This window comes from Pseudotabrizicola sp. 4114, assembly GCF_031457365.1.
In the GTDB taxonomy this organism is placed as follows: Bacteria; Pseudomonadota; Alphaproteobacteria; order Rhodobacterales; family Rhodobacteraceae; genus Pseudotabrizicola.
This window is the reverse complement of record NZ_JAVDWP010000007.1, coordinates 58483-75360: the sequence shown is the minus strand read 5'-3', so window position 1 is coordinate 75360 and position 16878 is coordinate 58483. Positions and strand designations below refer to the sequence as shown.

12 protein-coding genes are annotated in these 16878 nt (G+C 60.8%); 7 read left to right on the top strand and 5 right to left on the bottom strand.

The window, feature by feature from the left end:
* Positions 1 to 37: 37 nt before the first annotated feature.
* The 5 genes from J2X53_RS16100 to J2X53_RS16080 all read right to left on the bottom strand — a co-directional run bounded on the left by J2X53_RS16100 (position 38) and on the right by J2X53_RS16080 (position 7897).
* Positions 38 to 3448 (bottom strand): hypothetical protein, encoded by a 3411-nt coding sequence (locus J2X53_RS16100; protein WP_349038511.1) that lies wholly within the window; start codon positions 3446 to 3448, stop codon positions 38 to 40.
* Entirely contained in the window at positions 3445 to 6390 is a 2946-nt protein-coding gene (locus J2X53_RS16095; RefSeq protein WP_349038510.1) for a DUF6603 domain-containing protein, read from the bottom strand. The genes J2X53_RS16100 and J2X53_RS16095 overlap by 4 nt, the downstream gene beginning before the upstream one ends.
* A gap of 311 nt (positions 6391 to 6701) precedes the next feature.
* Positions 6702 to 7040 (bottom strand): WGR domain-containing protein, encoded by a 339-nt coding sequence (locus tag J2X53_RS16090; protein ID WP_349038590.1) that lies wholly within the window; start codon positions 7038 to 7040, stop codon positions 6702 to 6704.
* Positions 7041 to 7226: 186 nt separating this feature from the next.
* Positions 7227 to 7658: a type II toxin-antitoxin system VapC family toxin gene (locus tag J2X53_RS16085; protein ID WP_349038509.1), complete on the bottom strand. Its 432-nt coding sequence runs from the start codon at positions 7656 to 7658 to the stop codon at positions 7227 to 7229.
* The gene (locus tag J2X53_RS16080; protein ID WP_349038508.1) at positions 7658 to 7897 is read right to left on the bottom strand and encodes a type II toxin-antitoxin system PrlF family antitoxin; all 240 of its coding nucleotides are present in this window, start codon (positions 7895 to 7897) and stop codon (positions 7658 to 7660) included. The genes J2X53_RS16085 and J2X53_RS16080 overlap by 1 nt, the downstream gene beginning before the upstream one ends.
* A gap of 72 nt (positions 7898 to 7969) precedes the next feature.
* Here J2X53_RS16080 and J2X53_RS16075 point away from each other — a divergent pair, with 72 nt between their 5' ends.
* From J2X53_RS16075 to J2X53_RS16045, 7 genes are all read left to right on the top strand, one after another.
* Positions 7970 to 9013 (top strand): tyrosine-type recombinase/integrase, encoded by a 1044-nt coding sequence (locus tag J2X53_RS16075; protein WP_349038507.1) that lies wholly within the window; start codon positions 7970 to 7972, stop codon positions 9011 to 9013.
* 576 nt (positions 9014 to 9589) lie between these two features.
* The gene (repA, locus tag J2X53_RS16070) at positions 9590 to 10735 is read left to right on the top strand and encodes a plasmid partitioning protein RepA (protein WP_349038506.1); all 1146 of its coding nucleotides are present in this window, start codon (positions 9590 to 9592) and stop codon (positions 10733 to 10735) included.
* Positions 10725 to 11648: a ParB/RepB/Spo0J family partition protein gene (locus J2X53_RS16065; protein WP_349038505.1), complete on the top strand. Its 924-nt coding sequence runs from the start codon at positions 10725 to 10727 to the stop codon at positions 11646 to 11648. The genes repA and J2X53_RS16065 overlap by 11 nt, the downstream gene beginning before the upstream one ends.
* Before the next feature lie 203 nt (positions 11649 to 11851).
* Entirely contained in the window at positions 11852 to 12970 is a 1119-nt protein-coding gene (locus J2X53_RS16060) for a helix-turn-helix domain-containing protein (RefSeq protein ID WP_349038504.1), read from the top strand.
* Positions 12971 to 13101: 131 nt separating this feature from the next.
* Positions 13102 to 13317, top strand: coding sequence for a hypothetical protein (locus J2X53_RS16055; protein ID WP_349038503.1), 216 nt, complete (start codon positions 13102 to 13104; stop codon positions 13315 to 13317).
* Positions 13318 to 14259: 942 nt separating this feature from the next.
* The gene (locus tag J2X53_RS16050) at positions 14260 to 15786 is read left to right on the top strand and encodes an ABC transporter substrate-binding protein (RefSeq protein ID WP_349038502.1); all 1527 of its coding nucleotides are present in this window, start codon (positions 14260 to 14262) and stop codon (positions 15784 to 15786) included.
* 76 nt (positions 15787 to 15862) lie between these two features.
* Complete coding sequence (locus J2X53_RS16045) at positions 15863 to 16876, top strand: ABC transporter permease (RefSeq protein WP_349038501.1); 1014 nt, start codon at positions 15863 to 15865, stop codon at positions 16874 to 16876.
* The last annotated feature ends 2 nt before the right edge of the window (positions 16877 to 16878 follow it).

The following is a 16878-nucleotide window of genomic DNA, read 5'->3' as shown; positions in this document are numbered from 1 at the left end:
AAAAACCTCTGTTCGCAAAAAAGATCGCCGGAACGGGTCAGGAAACACCCTGGATGGAATTGATCAGGGCCTTGGCTTCGAACGCGGCGCGCACGGGGTTGCGCAGCAGGGTGCGCGCCACGATGCCTGCGTGCCCCGGCCACTGTACGGTCTTGGGTTTGCTGCCTTCGGGGCTGGTGTCGGTCACGCTGACGCTGCGTGCCCCCGGGATCAGGAACTGCCCGCCCAGGGGCCGTGCGGCCCCCGCATAGAAATCATCCCAGTCAACATTGTCATGCGTCAGGCTTGCCCCCTGGTTTCCGTCCTGCACCGACAGCCCGAAGCGCGGTGCGGTCGGATTCTCGGCCAGAAGGAACCACCAGTTGCCACTGGCCACCTGCGCCTCTGTCAGGTCGAAGCCGACCAGTTTGTAATCCGGTGCCAGATGCGCGATGAACAGGATCGGCGCATCGCTGTTGGCCGCAAATTCCACCTTGTTGTCCAAGGGGTTGGTGTCCTGCACCGCCGCCGCCACCAGATCGGGATAGCGCCGCACCAGATCGCCGCGCACCACCAGCACCAGCCGTTCTGGCCCGCCGACCGCGGTGCCGCCAAGCGCGAAGTGGCGTCCCAGCGGCTGATCGGCACGAAACCGGTGGATCGGCCCGGTCAGCTCGTCCTGATCCGCGTCCCAGAACCGTTTGAAATAGGTGCCACGCTGGTCGGTCGGATAGTCACGCCACAACAGCTCGCGGCCAAATTCGTCTGACGCGCCGATCAGGAAGCTTTCGCAAAACGCGGTGTTCACCTTGAGCAAGGTCACGAAATTGCGGTTCGGTATGCTGCCCAGACCCGGCACCAGCCAGTCACGATCATACGCCTCCAGCGCCTGATACATCGGCCGCTTGAACACCGGCGCTGCCATGATCGGGCGCAGCACGGTGCGACGGAACCAGTCCTGCGGCACCGCTTCGGGCAAGACCCGCACGCGCCCCCGCGCCGCATCGAGCGCCAGAATGGCAGGGGAAAGCCGGTTGAGGATTTGCGGCTTGGTGACGGTCAGCCTTGGCAGTTCGGCGGTGACCGCAGGCGCGCCCATCGCCCCGGTCACGATCTTGCGCAACCCTTCGACGCTGCGCGCGGCGGGGAGCGTGTTGAGCTTGGCAATGATGGCGGAAATGGACTCCGACATCGGTTGTGCAAAGCGCTTTTGCGGTGGGATCTGGGTGGTATCGACTGTGGGCTGCGGGTCACGCGGCGGGGTGTCGAAGATCACCGGGCCGCCGCGCCGCAGCGGACCCGATGTTCCGCGGATCACCGACCCGACATTCCTGCCGATCTCGCGGCGGATCATCGGTCCTGTAGCGGTTGTCTGGATCGCGGCCTGCCGCAGCGTCTGCTTGGGGGCCAGCGTGGCGACGGTGTCCAGAGTCTTCTTTGCGGTTGTTGCAAGCGGGCCGTCAAAGGCCGCCAGCCCCGCCAGGATAGCCGCGCGCGGCCCCACATCCACGCTTTTGCCGGTCGCCCCGCCAGCGGTCATGCCGCCGGTCACAGCCTTGAGCAGAACACCCCCGAGCGCATCGCCCGCGCGCAGCGTGTCCTTGACCTTCCAGGCGGAGTCGTTGGTCATCAGATGGGCAAAGGTCGTGCCCGATCTGGTCAATGACGCCATCCGTTTGGTCAACTCGGCCCGCGCAACCACTGACGCCACGCCCAGCACCGATGCAATCTGCGCATCGGTAAAATAGGCCATGCCCTGCGGTGACAACCCGGTGATGCCATCGGGGATTTTGACCACCGTGCGGTCATCGCCCAGGGTGACCGCCCGTTGCAGGCCCGGTGCCGCCAAAGCCTCGCGCTTCATCACGGGCGAGGACATGCGCAAGGCACGGCGGTAGACCACCGTCGTCACCGCCTCTGCGGTCTGGCTGCGCGCCAGGGTGGTGGCAAAGGTCGCGGGCTGTGCGGCAAGCTTGATCCGGCTGTGAATGTTGCGGGTCACTTGGCTCAGCCCTCCCAGATCCAGCGTGGCGATGTGGCGATCATAGAGCGAGGTGTTCATCACCTCGGCAAACTGCGCCCAGATCAGCGCCTGATTGGCCTTGCGCACCCCGTCCACCTGCGCCCAGGCCGCCTGCATCAGGGGTTCCTGATCGCGCTGGACCACGCGGGTGCCAAGGCCCGCCACGATCCGGTGATCGGGACTGGTGTTGAGCTGGGAAAACCAGCCCGCATCCATCTCGGCTGCATCGAAGGGCGCGGCGGGGTTTCCGATGCTGACTTTTGCTGCCTGATGGCGCGCATACATGCGCGGCCCGACGCGCGGAAGATCAGGGGTCGTCTCATTGCCCTCGTTCACCCGGTCGCGCAGGGCTGACCGCTGTGGCGTGGGCCAGACGCCATCGACCGGGGCGCCTGCAGGCTTTGCGGATGGCGAATAGAGCGCACATTCCAGGATCTGCAGCGCGCCGGGTGCCCCGGCGGGCAATGCGGGAATGCCGCTGCCGGGGGTGCTCATGTCGATCATGCGCCGCCCGATGGCCCAGGGGGCGGCGATGCCCTTCAGCTTTTCGGACAGCGACTTGAAGTCGCCTGCCGGGGCCGTGGTAAATTCCCACATGTCATAGACCGGCAACACGATCTGGGTCTGCGCATCGCTGTTGTTCGCCGCCCGTGACCATGCGTCGTTCAGCGTGCCGCCGCCCAAGCCAAGCCCGGCCCGGACCCCGCAATCAAAGGCAGGCACAAGCGCCGCAATATAGGTGGTGTTGGGTGCCGGGTTGCGCGGGCAGATCAGGCGCGACAGGTTGGCCGGGCCGTGTTCGTCGCTCAGACGCGCGGCTAGGCTCTGCGGGTTTTCCATCGGCAGGCCCATGGCAATGCCGGTGTTGGTCACGCTGGCCCCCACGCATTGCGCGTGGGCAAAAAGATGGTTTTCGGACAGGTCCTGCAATTGCCCCAGCTGTGTGGTCAGCCGCATCGGGCGTTCATCCGACGAGGGTTCCAGCACCGCCGAGGCCTTTTCCACCAGAATCAGCGCAAGCCATGGTTTGAGCTTATGGCCATCCGCCGGAAAGGGCGTGAACAGCCATGGAAAATCCGGCCGGTCGAATTCGATATGGGCAAGAAAGGTCTCTTCGGCCTGATCGGCATCCTTGACCGGCTCGCGCCGGATGATCTGGCTGGGGTCTATCCCGGTCACATCGCCCGGCCCATACAGGGTCAAGAGCTGGCTGACCGGCTGCGGGGTGCCGCTGCCGTCAGAGGCGGCCACCTCGAACCCCGCCTGCACGCTGGCCCGCAGCGCCCCCGCCGCCGGGGCCGTGGTGATTCCCGCAGCCAGCCCGGTCCGGACAAAGGGCAACAGCGCATAGTCGCCAAGCGAGATGTCCTCGGGGGTGAAACCCGGGGCCAGCAGCTGGCTGAGGTTCGGAAGAAAGCTGGCGGTCTGGCTGAGACTCTTGATCATCGCATCATCCCCGGAGCCAAGGTGGTCAGGCCAGATCCGGCCTTTGTTGTCCAATCTGCCGCACTTGGTGTCACGAACACCCCGTCGACCGGTTGCAGCGTTTCGGCGCTGACCACCTGCACGAGGCCCCGATCCTGCAGGATGTCGGGCGTCGGGACCGGCTTTTCGATGATGTAAGGGTTTGACGACAGCGCCTTGAGCTTTGACGCCGCGTTCTGGCCCAGATACTTCGACACGTTCTTGCCCCCGATCCAGGCTTGCAGCAGCGATCCTGTCGCGCGTCCGGGAAAGACCGTGTTCCAGCGATAGGCGGCATGGGTGGCATCGCTCACCAGTGCCCCCCGCGCTGCGGCCAGCCCGATGCCAGAGGGCAGAACCTCAAACTCCGGCCGGGCCAGAACCTGCGCGTCGGTCAGTTGCAGGAAATGGCCCGGCGAAAAGCGGTCGGTCACATGCCAGACCGCCGCCGGAACGGCACCCCCCAACTGCGGGTTCTGCAGGTTGATCCGGCGCGCCTTGACCGGGCGCGAACCGATCCGGTCGATGTCGGTTTCGAGGGGCACCTGCAACTGGCGCACCAAAAGCGCGCCCAGGGGATGATACAGAGCCAGCGCCTCTTCTTCGGTGGCCAGCCGCACGATGTGCTGGGCGCCAGGCGGGAGTTGCGGGGTCCAGGCCTCCGGCGTGCTCAGGGCCTGTGCGGCGCTGCTGGCACTGTCGATTTCCTCGGCAATGGCTGGACGGGGTTCGCCCCATTCCATTGGACCGATCGGCACCTCGACATCCCACCAGGCAATTTCGCAGACTGCATTGCCCTCGAGATGCCAAGGCTGATCGCCACTGATCTTGCCGGTGAATTGCACACCCGCCAGGGTCACGCCAAACGCCTTGACCTTGATCCCGACATCCAGCCGAATCTCGAAATAGAAATATGGTGCCCACTGGAAGAGTGCATCGAGTTGCAGCCAGGCTTCGGCAGAGGCAGGGCCGACCTTGGCCCGCAGATCCACCTTGCCGCCGAACTGCACCGAATTCGACGTGACCGCAAAATAGCACACCGCGGACAGGGAAAGCCAGTCGACCGGCGGTGCGAACTTGATCCCGACCCGGTCCATCGTGCCCAGTTGCTTGGGATATTCATAGCCGGGAAAGAACCCGCCGACCGACAGCGCAAAGGCACCCTCGCCGGCCCATTGCACATAGATGGCAATATCTCCGGTCAGTTCGAGCTTGAACACCTTGGATTTCGCCAGCGAAACCTTGATGAAGAAGTAATCCGGCGAGACCTGGCCCATCAGGTTCGCGTTCAGGTCCACCAGGCGCAGGTTGGGCGCGACATCGGCCGAGGGCACACCGATCTGGATGGCGCCCAGAAGCGTGATCTTGGGGTCGGGCAGCGACAGCACGATCCCCAGCCGCGCCTTCAGAAATCCGGCCTGCGACCCCCAGCCGAGTTCCGCAATCGGACCGATGACAAAGCCCCCCGCCATGGGCGGAAAGATCGCTCCCAGCTGGTTCAAAATCTGCGGTGCCGCCGCGACCGGGTCGGCGGGAAACAGCAACTGGCCGACGACATCCGTCTTCAGCCCATTGGCAAGGGCAATGCTGTCGAGTCCGCGCTCGATTGCCAGGATGCCGCCAAGGCCATTCAGGGTGAACCCGTAGCCCAGCTCGATCTTCGGCGCAAAGCGCACGCCGATGACGATCACGAGGCTGAACGGCTCTGTCCCGATCAGGCCGATCGCCGTGATCCCCAGCTTGGCCACTTCGAGCTGAAAGACGCCACCGTATTCTTTCTTGACCTCATCATAGCGTAGATAGCCACCACCGGTAATGACCGGCGTCTTGATCCGCATCCCCGCACCCGACGGGATTTTGGGGCTCACAATCGGGCTGCCGCCATCGACCCAGCGGATCGAGATACCGCCACCCTCGACCACGACGGCAAAGACATCCCCCAGCTTGCCGGCCAGCGTGAAGACGACGTTGATGCGGTTGTTGGCATCTGCATTGTCGGCGGCCGGCTGTTCCACCGCGAATTCGCGCAGCTCCAGCCCAGGAAAGGCAAACCGCACCGGCAGGACCAGCCGCTTGTTCGGCCCGCTGCCAAAGGTGATGCCGTCGGTTGTATCAATGGTGATCGCCACGCCATCGCTGTCGGCGGTGGGGGCCTGCCCCGGCATGATCTTTTCGAGGAGCTTGTCGCTGCGCAGGCCCGCCTTGAGGTTGGTGGTCAGCTCGATCCCGGCGCGGATATCGGTCTTGTATTGAAAGAACGCTTCCAGATGGCCGCCGTCGAAGTTCAGCGGCGGCAGAGATTTCGCCCCGACCTGCAGGAAGGTGACGCTCAGCCGCTTTTCCTTGTAATCCCACTCCAGCAGGTCTTCCAGCTGGCTGGCCGCGTCGTCGATCCCCAGAACCGTGCTGACCACCTCGTTGAAGCCGTCGATCACGCCATTTCCGATATTGGAAAACAGCTTCTTGATCGGCGCATTCATGCCATTGATTTCGTCCTTGATCTGCTGGACCTTTGCGTCGCGCCCCGGCCCGGCCGGGGTCTGTTCGGCCAGCTTTTCGGCGCATTTTCCGATTGCAGAGTCGTATGCCACCAGAAGCTTGCCCAAGGCGGTCAGAACCCGCGCCAGCTCATCAGCCTGAAACGGGGATGTCGCGATTTCGGCGGCCATTTCTTCGACGGCCGCCTTGCCCTTGTCGATGTCGGCCTTGAGCGCAGTGACCAGCGCATCGACCAGCGGCGACAGCGCGTCGATATCTGCCTTCAGCGCGGCAAAGGCGGCCTTTGTCGTGCCCGTTGTGCCATCGAACAGCGAGGCGACGAGGGATCCAGAGTCCGAAAAACTGGAGCCGACCAGTTCTCCCGCGCGGCTATGGGCAAAGCCGGCAAATCCGCGACCAAACGCTTCAACTGCATTATCGCCCAAAACAATACCTCACATCGTGCGGCAAATCCCACACGGCTAAGATTGAGATCAGTCAGGAGAGGCCGGAACGGAAAGAAAAGTGGTTTGAAAGTCGAAGCGTGGACGCAAAAAATAAAGGCGACGTATATGTTGAATTAACGCACAGGTTGCAGGGAATCGCGATTCGGCGCAAACACTCTTTTTCAACGCGACAGTCGCTGCCGACCTGCGCCAAGCAGTTGGCCGATCCCGCCAAGCTTGCTCCGTTGCCGTCCAGACCCTGTATCTCCCTTGGTCTGTAACGTCCCGATGAGGACGAGGCCGTGAAGCGGTCAAGGTGGCGTTGGCAAGGCGCACGACAAACCAAAGATCGGCACCTTCGCCTCCCCCCTCGTCGGGGCCGGATTGTCGATGCGACCGGGGCGGGCGGAACATGCCCTCTGCCGTGCCGGGCCATATCCCCGGCGCGTCTTTATGCGGATCAGATCAAGGGCGGCCGCTTGCGCCATGTCTTGGGCGGCGAAGGCTTCTACCAGCCCGCGTCCGCACGTACCGATCCGACCCCAGCGGCGCAGCAGGAGCCATTGGCCAAAGAGATCTTGTTCGACCGCCACGGCATAAAAACGCTGGCGGTTCAGGTCAGGTTGGCGCTGTTCCAGATGGCAGTGCATGAAGACCATACCCTTTTATAACGGCATTATATGAGTGTAGTAAGCAAAATTATATAATTTTGCCCACCAGTGACCGCTTTTCTTTTGAGGGTCATTACACATGATAAGTTTGCCTTATCATGACTGTTGATCTTCACCTGAAATCGCCGCAGACTGGCCCGCAAAACCGCCTGCAAACGTCACGGGTCAATGATCAGAAACCACTCCCAGCAACCGCATTCCGGGAAGGCCTGCGGCCTTGCGGTCAAAAGTGACCGTTGTTTGGCATCCGGCCCCCACCCCTGCCAGCGCGATCATCTGGTCGGCAAAGCCGGGACCGCCCTTGCGATAACGGTCCACAGCAATCGCGGCTCGGTCCGCCTCCTCGATCACCAGTTCGCGCGCCTCAAGCAGGCCGTCCAGCGCCTGCGCTATATCCCCGCGCGGCAGGGCGTAAGCGCGTTCAAGCACCCAGACCAGCTCGACCAGGACTTCCCGGCACACAAAACCTGGCTCGGCTTCGGTGAAGGTGGAGATAAGGTTCTGAGCTACCCTCGCTTGCTCGGCGTCATCCTGCACCAGAAATCGCACCAGCACATTGGTGTCGAGCCCGGTTTGCAGTTGGGTCGGTTGTGGCATCATTCGCCTGCTGCACCCTTGGCGATGGCCTCGTCGATATCTTCAAGGCTGGCCCGCCTGTCGGTCCGGCCCTTCAACAGGCCTGCCAATTGCGTCACGGGCCGGCTGCGCACGAGTCGGACTTCGCCTCCGTCCAGGATCATATACCGAACCCGGTCCCCCGGATGGAGCTGGAGGGCTGCACGCACGTCTTTTGGCAGGGTGGTCTGGCCCTTGATTGTCACAGTCGATTCCCGCATGGCAGCCTCCACGGCAATTTGGCGTTCCTCCTTACAACTATCATTTTTGCCTTACACACTCAAGGTCTGGCTATGACCGCGCTTGCCCTGCCCGCCTATGCACAACTGTCCGACGCGGATGAGGCGGCTCTGGCCGATCTTTACCGCCGCGGCACACCAGCCAACACATTGCGCGCCTGGGAGCGCGATCTGGCCTATATCGCGGCCTGGAAGATGGCCTCGTTCGGGCAGCCTCTGGCTTGGCCTGAAGACGAAAAAGTAGCGTTGCGGTTTATCCTTGATCACGCACAGGATCTTAGCGACAAGACGGGCCCCGCGCAGGATGTCGCGATGGAACTGATCGCCATCGGGCTGCGCATGGCGCTCACCTGCCCTGCACCGGCCACGCTGGACCGGCGGATCGCAAGCTGGCAGGCGTTCCATCGCATGCGCAACCTGCCCTCACCTTTCTCGGCCCCTCTCGTGCAGCAGACCCGGCAGAAGGCAAGGCGGGCGAATGCGCGCCCCCGCATGCCCAAGTCGCCCAAGCCTATCACGCGAGATATTCTTGAAGCCTTGCTCGCCACCTGCGACGCCAGCCATCGCGGCATCCGGGATCGCGCCATGCTGATGCTGGCCTTCGCAAGCGGCGGGCGCAGGCGGTCAGAAATTACGGCACTCAATGTCGAAAATATTGCCCTGAACGACTTTGCCACCAAAGGACTGGTCTGGATCAGACTGTTGGAGACCAAGACCACAAAAAAAGATCAGGCCCCGCGCCTGCCGATGAAGGGCCGGGCCGCCCGCGCGCTGGTGCATTGGCTGGAGGTGACAAAGATCACTGATGGCCCGCTGTTCCGCCCCGTCTCCCTTTCTGATCGCCCCCTGCCCCGCCGCCTCGCGACGGATGCGCTGCGCACGATCCTGCGGTATCGCTTGCAGCTTGCCGGGTTTCCGGTGGATTTTGCCACGCCTCACGGACTGCGCGCCGGATTTCTGACCCAAGCCGCGCTTGATGGCGCGCCATTGGCGGCAGCAATGAAACTGTCACTGCACCGCTCCGCCGTGCAGGCTCAGAAATACTACGCCGATGTCGAGATCAGCGAAAACCCGGTGACCAATCTGTTAGGTGACTGACTTGCAAGGAAAAGGTGGTTTCTTGGTGGCACCTGATACTGCAATCGCCTGTTTTGATGCTTCTGATCGGCCGTGCCCGCGTCTCGACCAAGGATCAGACCCCCCCTGCCCCGCATGCGCCCGTCGACGCAAAGCCGAACCGCGCGCAGAGAGCGCCTATTTCGGCGATGGCTTCCGTTCACAAGAGCGCGGATCCCGACATCACGCTGACGGCGATCTGCAACCGACTGGTGGCGATGCGCGAGCGGACAAGCTGTCAGCTGTTGTCGGATGGCTCGACTGAGCGTAGCGAGAATCGGAGGTCAGATTCTGCTCGCCGCTTTCCGTACGCAGCCACAATACATCTTGTGGCAGTCGCACCTCAGGCTACGAACTGTTGAAGCAGGCCGAGAGCACCGTCGCACAAAGCTCTGATTTTCAACAACTTTACTTCCACAGAAATATGCGGCCTCAACGCGCTGAGGCCGCTCAACAGTTTGGGCTGGATTTATCCGCCATATTTGTTAAGGTCTCTAAAACAATAAAGACTTGAGGGCAGTGATGAACGGGATACGCGCCTCCCAAAGATTTGATGTCATGTCCAAACGGCTCGGCAGCCGGTTGCGAGAACATGCGCAGGAGACTTTCCCGCCGGATGCCCAGAAGGGTCTCCGTCGCTTTGCGATGCGGGAAGCGGCAGATCTGCTCCGGATCAACCAGAACACCTTCCGCCACCATGTGTCAAACCTTGAGGGCTTTCCCGAGGGAATTCTTGAAGGGGGCAACCGTCGCAGCTTTTCCGCGCAAGAGATGGTTGACGCCCAACGCATCCTTCTCCAGACCGGCAGGATCAAGCCGGAAGAGCACCCGCACAGACGATCAGGAGAGCCTTGTCAGGTCCTGACAATCTTCAACTTGAAGGGCGGATCTGCAAAAACGTCTACTGTCGCTCATGTGGGGCAACTGCTGGGCTTGCGCGGCTACCGGGTCTTGCTGGTCGACCTCGACAGTCAGGCAAGTCTGACAAATCTGTTCGGGGTTACCCCCGAGCTCGATCCGGATATGCCGACCTCGTACGATCTGATCCGGTCCGAGGGTCCCCTTCCCGCATCAGACATCATTCGCAAAACGAACTTCCCGACTGTGGACCTGATCCCGGCCTCCATGGACATCATGGAGTACGAGTTCGAGGTTGCCCTGAGTTTCAGACACGGCGCCACCACGTTCCACAGTCGCATCCGGGAAGCGCTTGAGCCCGTCCTGAACCAATATGACCTGGTGATCTTCGACACCCCGCCGCAGCTGAACTTCTCGGTGATCTCGGCCCTCTTTGCATCGACGGGGGTCTTGGTCCCGCTGAACGCGTCGATGCTCGATGTCATGTCGCTGGCGAGCTTTCTGGGCATGGCGAGCAACCTGATGGGGGTCGTTGAGGCGCATGCCCCGGAACATGGGCTGAACTTCGTGAGGGTTCTGATTACCCGCTACGAAAACACTGACGGTCCGCAGGTGCAGATTTCGTCTCTGCTTCGGACAGTTCTCGGGGATGCCGTCCTGTCGGCCGAGTTCCTGAAATCGACAGCGGTGGGCGATGCCGCGAACACGCAGCAGAGCATCTTCGAGGTCGAACCCCGCGACGTGAACCGCAGAACTTACGAGCGCGCGATCGAATCCGTTTCGCGCGTGACCGACGAAGTCGAACGCGAAATCCTGAAGGCATGGGGGCGTAGCCATGGCGCGTAAGGTCTTCGGTGACTCTCTCAAGAACGCGATGGGCAAAGCGCTGCCTTCGGACGAGGATCTGGATGTGAAGCGCACGAGCCCGACAGTGGCTCGCGCACAAGCATCCGTGCTCGAAGAAGACAAACACGCCACGCGGCTGATCGACCCGGCAACCATTCGGATGTCCGCAGTCATGGACCGCATCGATCCAAGCGATGGTCTGGATGAGCTGGTCGCGTCCATCCGCGAGCACGGGCAGAAGGTGCCGGTTCTGGTTCGCCGAACCCAGGACGGTGCGCTCGAGATCGTTTATGGCCGCCGTCGGCTTCTTGCCTGTCGCCAGATTGGTCAGAAGGTGCGCGCCACGGTCATGGAGATGACCGACGAGGAAGCTCTTATTGCCCAAGGCGTGGAGAACAACGCCCGCCAAGACCCGTCGTTCATCGAAAGGGCCCTGTTTGTTGCCGGGATCATTCGAGAAATCGGGAAAACCGACGAGACGCGCAAGAACGCGCAGACGATCGCGTATCGGGCACTTCAGATCGATGAATCGCTCGTCTCGCGAATGAACCGTATCGCGACGGGCATCCCGATGGAACTGATCCAGGCTATCGGACCTGCACATGGCGTTGGTCGGCGGGTCTGGGAGAAGCTTTTCAGATTGTGCGAGAAAGACGTCGCCAAGGCCCGGGACATTGCCCACGAAATCCCTCGCAACGTACCAGGCCCCGACCGCCTCGAAGCGGCGGTAACCTTGCTGACGGCCACCAAGCCATCGACGCACAAGATACATCCCGGTCAGCGGGTGAAGATCGGCCGAAAGGGCAACCGCATCACCATCGACGTAGATGCTGATATTGCCCCGCGCGTTGAAGACGCCGTCCGGAAGCTGATCACCGAGCTTCTTGACCGCGGTCAAGATGTGCCAGAGTGACGACCCCGTGACCTGACTGAGGTCAGGGCATCAAGAGCAACGAGCAGAAAACGAAAGGAGGACCGGCTAGAAAAGGAAAGACCCCCCGAAAGCGATGCTTCCGAAGGGCCTCAATCAGTCTCGACACCTGATTGATACCCCCAAAACGAATCGATTTCAACACCGCTCGCGGTGACCGGGGAAGCTTTTTCTTCCGAAACACCATGAAACACCCATTTCAGACACCAACCGCCCTGGCGGAACGGGTACCTATGCCCTGCCCTAACCCCTATGAACTGCTGGCCCCGGTTCGCGTACTAAGGAAGGACCTTGGCCTTACGACCAATGATCTTGCCGTTCTGACAGCTCTCATCAGCTACCTGCCCCGCGAGAGACAGGGCACCGCACGCAGCAATGTCATTGAACTGACTGTCGTGTTCCCATCAAATGCATCCCTGTCAGAACGCGCCAACGGAATCGATGAAAGGACTCTGCGTCGCAGTTTGGGCCGCCTTGCCGCCGCACAGCTGATCGAACGCAAAAACTCGGCCAATGGCAAACGCTTCCCCCTCCGCTACGGTGGAGTAGTCCGCGACGCGTTCGGGATCGACTTGAAACCCCTGATCCAGAGCTTTGACGCGCTCGCAGCCAGAGCGTCAAAGCTGGCAGAAGAGCATGAGCGCTTGCGGTCCCTTAAAGCCGAAGCACTGGCTTTACGTGCATCGCTCCTTCAAGACGAACGCGTCGATGAAGCCCAGTTGTCCACCCTTACGATGATCAGGAACATCCTGCGGCGGGCGACGCTGACTGCTGAGGCCGTCTTGCGGATTATTGGTCGCCTCAGAGACTTGGGGGCCCATAAACAAGCAAGTCACGGGGAGCGTCTCGGCTCTGCGGAATGTCTCGAGAGTACGCAGCCACAAGCTCTGGACGAACAACCGAATAACCACTCCTCCAACGAATTGCCCGTCAGAAACGGTCAAAATGTCCGGCACATAGAGTCGAATAATAAAGAATTCAAAAAGACTCCCACACTTTCCACCCCGCCCAGCGACATCAGACAAACGTCAGCACCGACGATGAACAAAGATCCGGCAAAGATGGCGTGGGAAGACTTCACACATGTCACTAGCTTCTTTCCAAAAGCTCCGCAAACCGGAGAAGCTTTAACCCGCATTCTCTACGATGTCGGCAAATTGCTTAGAATCCGCCAAGAAAACCTGATGCGTGGGCTGCAGAAGGCAGGTGCAGGCAAGATGCTCGTCGTCCTGGACTACCTGCTAGGGAAGGCCGACACTATCAGGCAACCCGAAGCATACTTCGAAACCGTTCTCCGAGCATAGACATCCTCTTGGCCGGTCTTGACCGCGGTCAAGACCGGCCAAGAGGATGGAAGGGTGAGGGGTGACGGAAAGTGAGATCGGTAACGTGGCTTCCAAACCCGTTGCGGAACATCCCCTTTGACAACCGGGTGTTGTCGCAGGTGCGTCGTGCCAAAGGGTACGTCTCGATTTTGGAACTGGCCAAAGACATCGCGCGCCACGGTCGTCTGCATAGCTTGAACGTCAGGCCTGCGGTCGATGCCCATGGTGTCAACACTGGCCTGTTCGAAAATCCCGCGTGGCCTCGCATCCATGCGCGCTCCCTGCTGATGACGCAGAAGCGGCTGACATCTTCGTTGCGTCGTTGAACGTCAAGCAGCCACGACTCTACTCGACATCTATGCCGAGGACGGCATGACGCTGGAATGCTCATGGGCTTCAGGGTGAGCCGGGATCATGGGCGTCAGGTGCAGGTCGGGGACGCATGAGGCGAAGGGGAGGGGACCGGGCAGCTCGACCCTGAAGACGAGCAAGATGGGTACCGAGGTTCTGCGTTGATCTGATCGTGCTTGACGGCAACGAGATCGCAGAAGGGCAGGGGGCAGTTCGGCCCGAAGCGGTTGACCTGCCTGCGTTCCTGACCGCCAATCTTCCGGGCAGTGTCGTCTCGATGGTGGCGGCAGAGTGCTCTGACCCATCCTGGGCGGGAAAAACTGCCCTGAGTTCAAAAAAAAGAGTAATATCAATATGATGGGTGATAAAATTCGTATTTCGGATGAGGACTCATGTCTGCAACAACAATCATCAACACGGCCCCCTCTGGGCGCTGATCCGCTACACTACCCGCAGTCCCAAGCCGCCGGAAAGCAGTGTTTTGGCGTGCAATCTGGTTCAGACTTCCTTTTGATGATGCCCTTGAGGGACCCGGACAGAGCAGAGGATCAGCGCCCACATCATCAAACCTGAGTCAGAGCCCGTTTTGCGTGCCGATTGACCTGCTGGGTCTGTCCGGGGGCGGGCACTGACTGGATCTGTCATGCTGTTTCCTGACCCGCTGGTATTCAGTATCCTTATACCGAATTTACGTAATACTGCTAAACGCAAGTGCAGCTTCGGATATGATACCAAGATGACGGCACGGCGGTCTGACCCGCCGCGAATGTACCGTCCGGAGGACTCCATGCCTCTGCACCCCAGCCTGAAGTTTTCTGTTGCCGGTCCGGTAACAGATCTTTTGGCGGGGCAAGACCAAAGCCAACCGACCTGGGCATCAAGTCACAGGCGAAACAAAACACCAACTGGGGAATGAAATGAAAGATATTGATCGCCGACTGTTCATGCAACTGTTTGGTGCCGCCGGTGCCACCCTTCTTGCCAATCCCGCCTTTGCCGCCGGGGGAGACATTGACAGGATCTCTATTGCCTGGACCTCTGATCCCACCACGCTTGACCCCAACCAGCGTCTTGCGCCCGATCCGCAAAGCATCCTGCGTTCATTGTTTGACCAGCCGCTGGATCAGCTTGCCGATCTGACGCTGGCGCCCGCCATCGTGTCCGGGTGGAAGCTGAACGACGATGCCACCAGCCTGAATCTGACGCTCCGCGACGACGTTACTTTTTCGGATGGCAGCAAGCTGACGTCGGCAGATGTGCGCTATTCCTTCTTTGAACGGCTGCAAGCAGGGCATGAGCTTGATCTTTCAACCGGCTTCGGCACTGTCACCGACATCGAGATCCTCTCGGACACTGAATGCGTGATGAAATTTTCAGGGCCTTTCCCGACAGCGCCGGTTTGGTTGGCCTTTGCTACCGGCTTTATCGTCTCGAAAGCGCATGGTGAGGCGGTTGGGCCCGAGGGCATGAAGACCAACCCCCTGGGCGCGGGGGCGTACAAGCTGAAGGAATACACCCGCGACAGCCGCATCGTTCTGGAACGGCGCGACGATTATTGGGGCGAAAAACCCTCGGTCAAGCAACTGACCTTCGAGATCATTCCCGATTCGACCGCGCGTCTGGCGGCGCTGGAATCCGGTACGGTGGATATCGCGATGGAACTGTCGATCCGCGATGTCAAACGCCTGCAACAGGGCACCGCCTTCAACGCTGTGGCCCATCCCATCGGCCGACTCATCTTTTTGACGGTGCGCTCGGACGGGGTCCTTGCCGACAAGAACGTGCGGCTTGCGGCGCATCATGCCATCGACAAGGCGCTGCTGTCGCAAGCCTTTTTTGGCGGCGATGCCGTGACCATTGACGCTCCGGCATTCCCGGGCATGCAGGGCAACCCACCCGGCTATGTCTTTGGCTATGACGAGGCCAAGGCGGTTGAACTGCTGGCGGCCTCTGGCTTCAGTCCCGAAAACCCGGTTGAACTGGAATTCGCCACCTCGAACGGGCAGTTCCCCGGCGATTATGACATCGCACGCGCCATTGTGACAATGTGGGAAAAGGTCGGCATTCGCGCCAAGCTGATATCTATCACTGAAGCGCAATGGTATGATCTGAACAGCACAGGCAAACTGCCGCCAATCTCGCTGTTCACCTGGGACAACCCGACCGGCGATCCCGAACATTTCACCGGCTATATGTTCAACGACGAACTGCCCTTTGCCACATTCAAGCGGCCCGATGTCACCGCGATGGTCAAGCCGCTGTTTTCAGAGCCGAACAATGAAAAGCGTATCAAGGCTTATGAAGAGCTGAATGTCTTTCTGATGAATGAAGGCGCGATGATCCCGCTGTTGCAGTCCATTCAGACCATCGGTTTCCGCCGCGACCTTGCGATTACGCCATGGAGCAATGGCTGGATGGAGGCCCGCTCGATTTCGTTGGCCTGAACCAGACCTTAAACGCGGTGCCGGACCCGGCTTTCATGGGTCCGGCACAGTGCCAAGTCCCCGCCGGAGTTCCGCCGTGATCAGATCTCTTCTCTGGATTCTTGCCCGCAGGTTTGCCTCGGTCATTCCGGTTTTCATTATCGTCACCATGCTGGTCTTTGGCACCTTGCGGCTTTTGCCGGTCGACCCGGCACAGATGTCGATGCCGCCCTCGGCCAGCATCGAGCAGGTCGAGGCAAAGCGCGAGCAGATGGGGCTGAACAAGCCGGTCTATGTGCAATACGGCCTCTGGGTGCGGGACGTGTTTCAGGGCGACTTCGGCCAATCCACCCAGTACCGCATGCCCACAGGTGCCTTGGTGCTGGAGCGGTTGCCGGCCACGGTCGAGCTTGCGCTATCGGCGCTGGTTTTCGCCATTGTCGTCGGGGTGGCGGGCGGCCTTGCGATTTTCGCGGTGCGCGACACGCCCCTGGAAACTGCTGGGCTGGTCGGCACCTCGGCGCTGATGGCGCTGCCAGATTTTCTGCTGGCGCTGTTGTTCATCCTGTTCCTTGGCGTGCTCTACCCGATTCTGCCGGTCAACGGGCGGCTTGATCCCGGCATCACGCTGGAAAGCGATACCGGGTTTTTCCTGATCGACGCGCTGCTGTCGGGCGATCCCGCCATATTTCTGAACGTCGTCGCCCATCTGGCTTTGCCGGTCATGGCGCTTGGCCTTGCCTTTGCGCCAATGATCATCCGGGTGCTGCATTCCAGCCTCGTGTCGACCTATCAGCACAGCTATATCGAACAAGCGCGGCTGCGCGGGATCAGCGACCGCAAGATCCTGTTCGGGCAGGCGCTCAAGAACGCGCTGCTGCCGGTGATCATTCTGGTCGGCACCCAGTTCGGCGGGCTGTTCGGCGGCACGCTTCTGGTCGAGATGATCTTTTCCTACCCTGGCCTTGGCAATCTGATGTTGCGAAGCATGCAGACCGCTGATCTTCCGATCATCATGAGCGTCTCACTGATCTATTGCGCGACAACGCTGCTGTTCAACTCGCTTGCCGATGCCGGCGCTTATCTGATCAATCCAAAGCTGAGGGCATGACA

Excerpts from the sequence above, each read along its gene's own strand:
- J2X53_RS16065 (WP_349038505.1), top strand. The coding sequence starts at position 10,725 with ATGGCGCGTAAGGTCTTCGGTGACTCTCTCAAGAACGCGATGGGCAAA.
- J2X53_RS16075 (WP_349038507.1), top strand. The coding sequence starts at position 7,970 with ATGACCGCGCTTGCCCTGCCCGCCTATGCACAACTGTCCGACGCGGAT.
- repA (WP_349038506.1), top strand. The coding sequence starts at position 9,590 with ATGTCCAAACGGCTCGGCAGCCGGTTGCGAGAACATGCGCAGGAGACT.
- J2X53_RS16090 (WP_349038590.1), bottom strand. The coding sequence starts at position 7,040 with ATGCACTGCCATCTGGAACAGCGCCAACCTGACCTGAACCGCCAGCGT.
- J2X53_RS16085 (WP_349038509.1), bottom strand. The coding sequence starts at position 7,658 with ATGCCACAACCGACCCAACTGCAAACCGGGCTCGACACCAATGTGCTG.
- J2X53_RS16060 (WP_349038504.1), top strand. The coding sequence starts at position 11,852 with ATGAAACACCCATTTCAGACACCAACCGCCCTGGCGGAACGGGTACCT.
- J2X53_RS16050 (WP_349038502.1), top strand. The coding sequence starts at position 14,260 with ATGAAAGATATTGATCGCCGACTGTTCATGCAACTGTTTGGTGCCGCC.
- J2X53_RS16100 (WP_349038511.1), bottom strand. The coding sequence starts at position 3,448 with ATGATCAAGAGTCTCAGCCAGACCGCCAGCTTTCTTCCGAACCTCAGC.
- J2X53_RS16080 (WP_349038508.1), bottom strand. The coding sequence starts at position 7,897 with ATGCGGGAATCGACTGTGACAATCAAGGGCCAGACCACCCTGCCAAAA.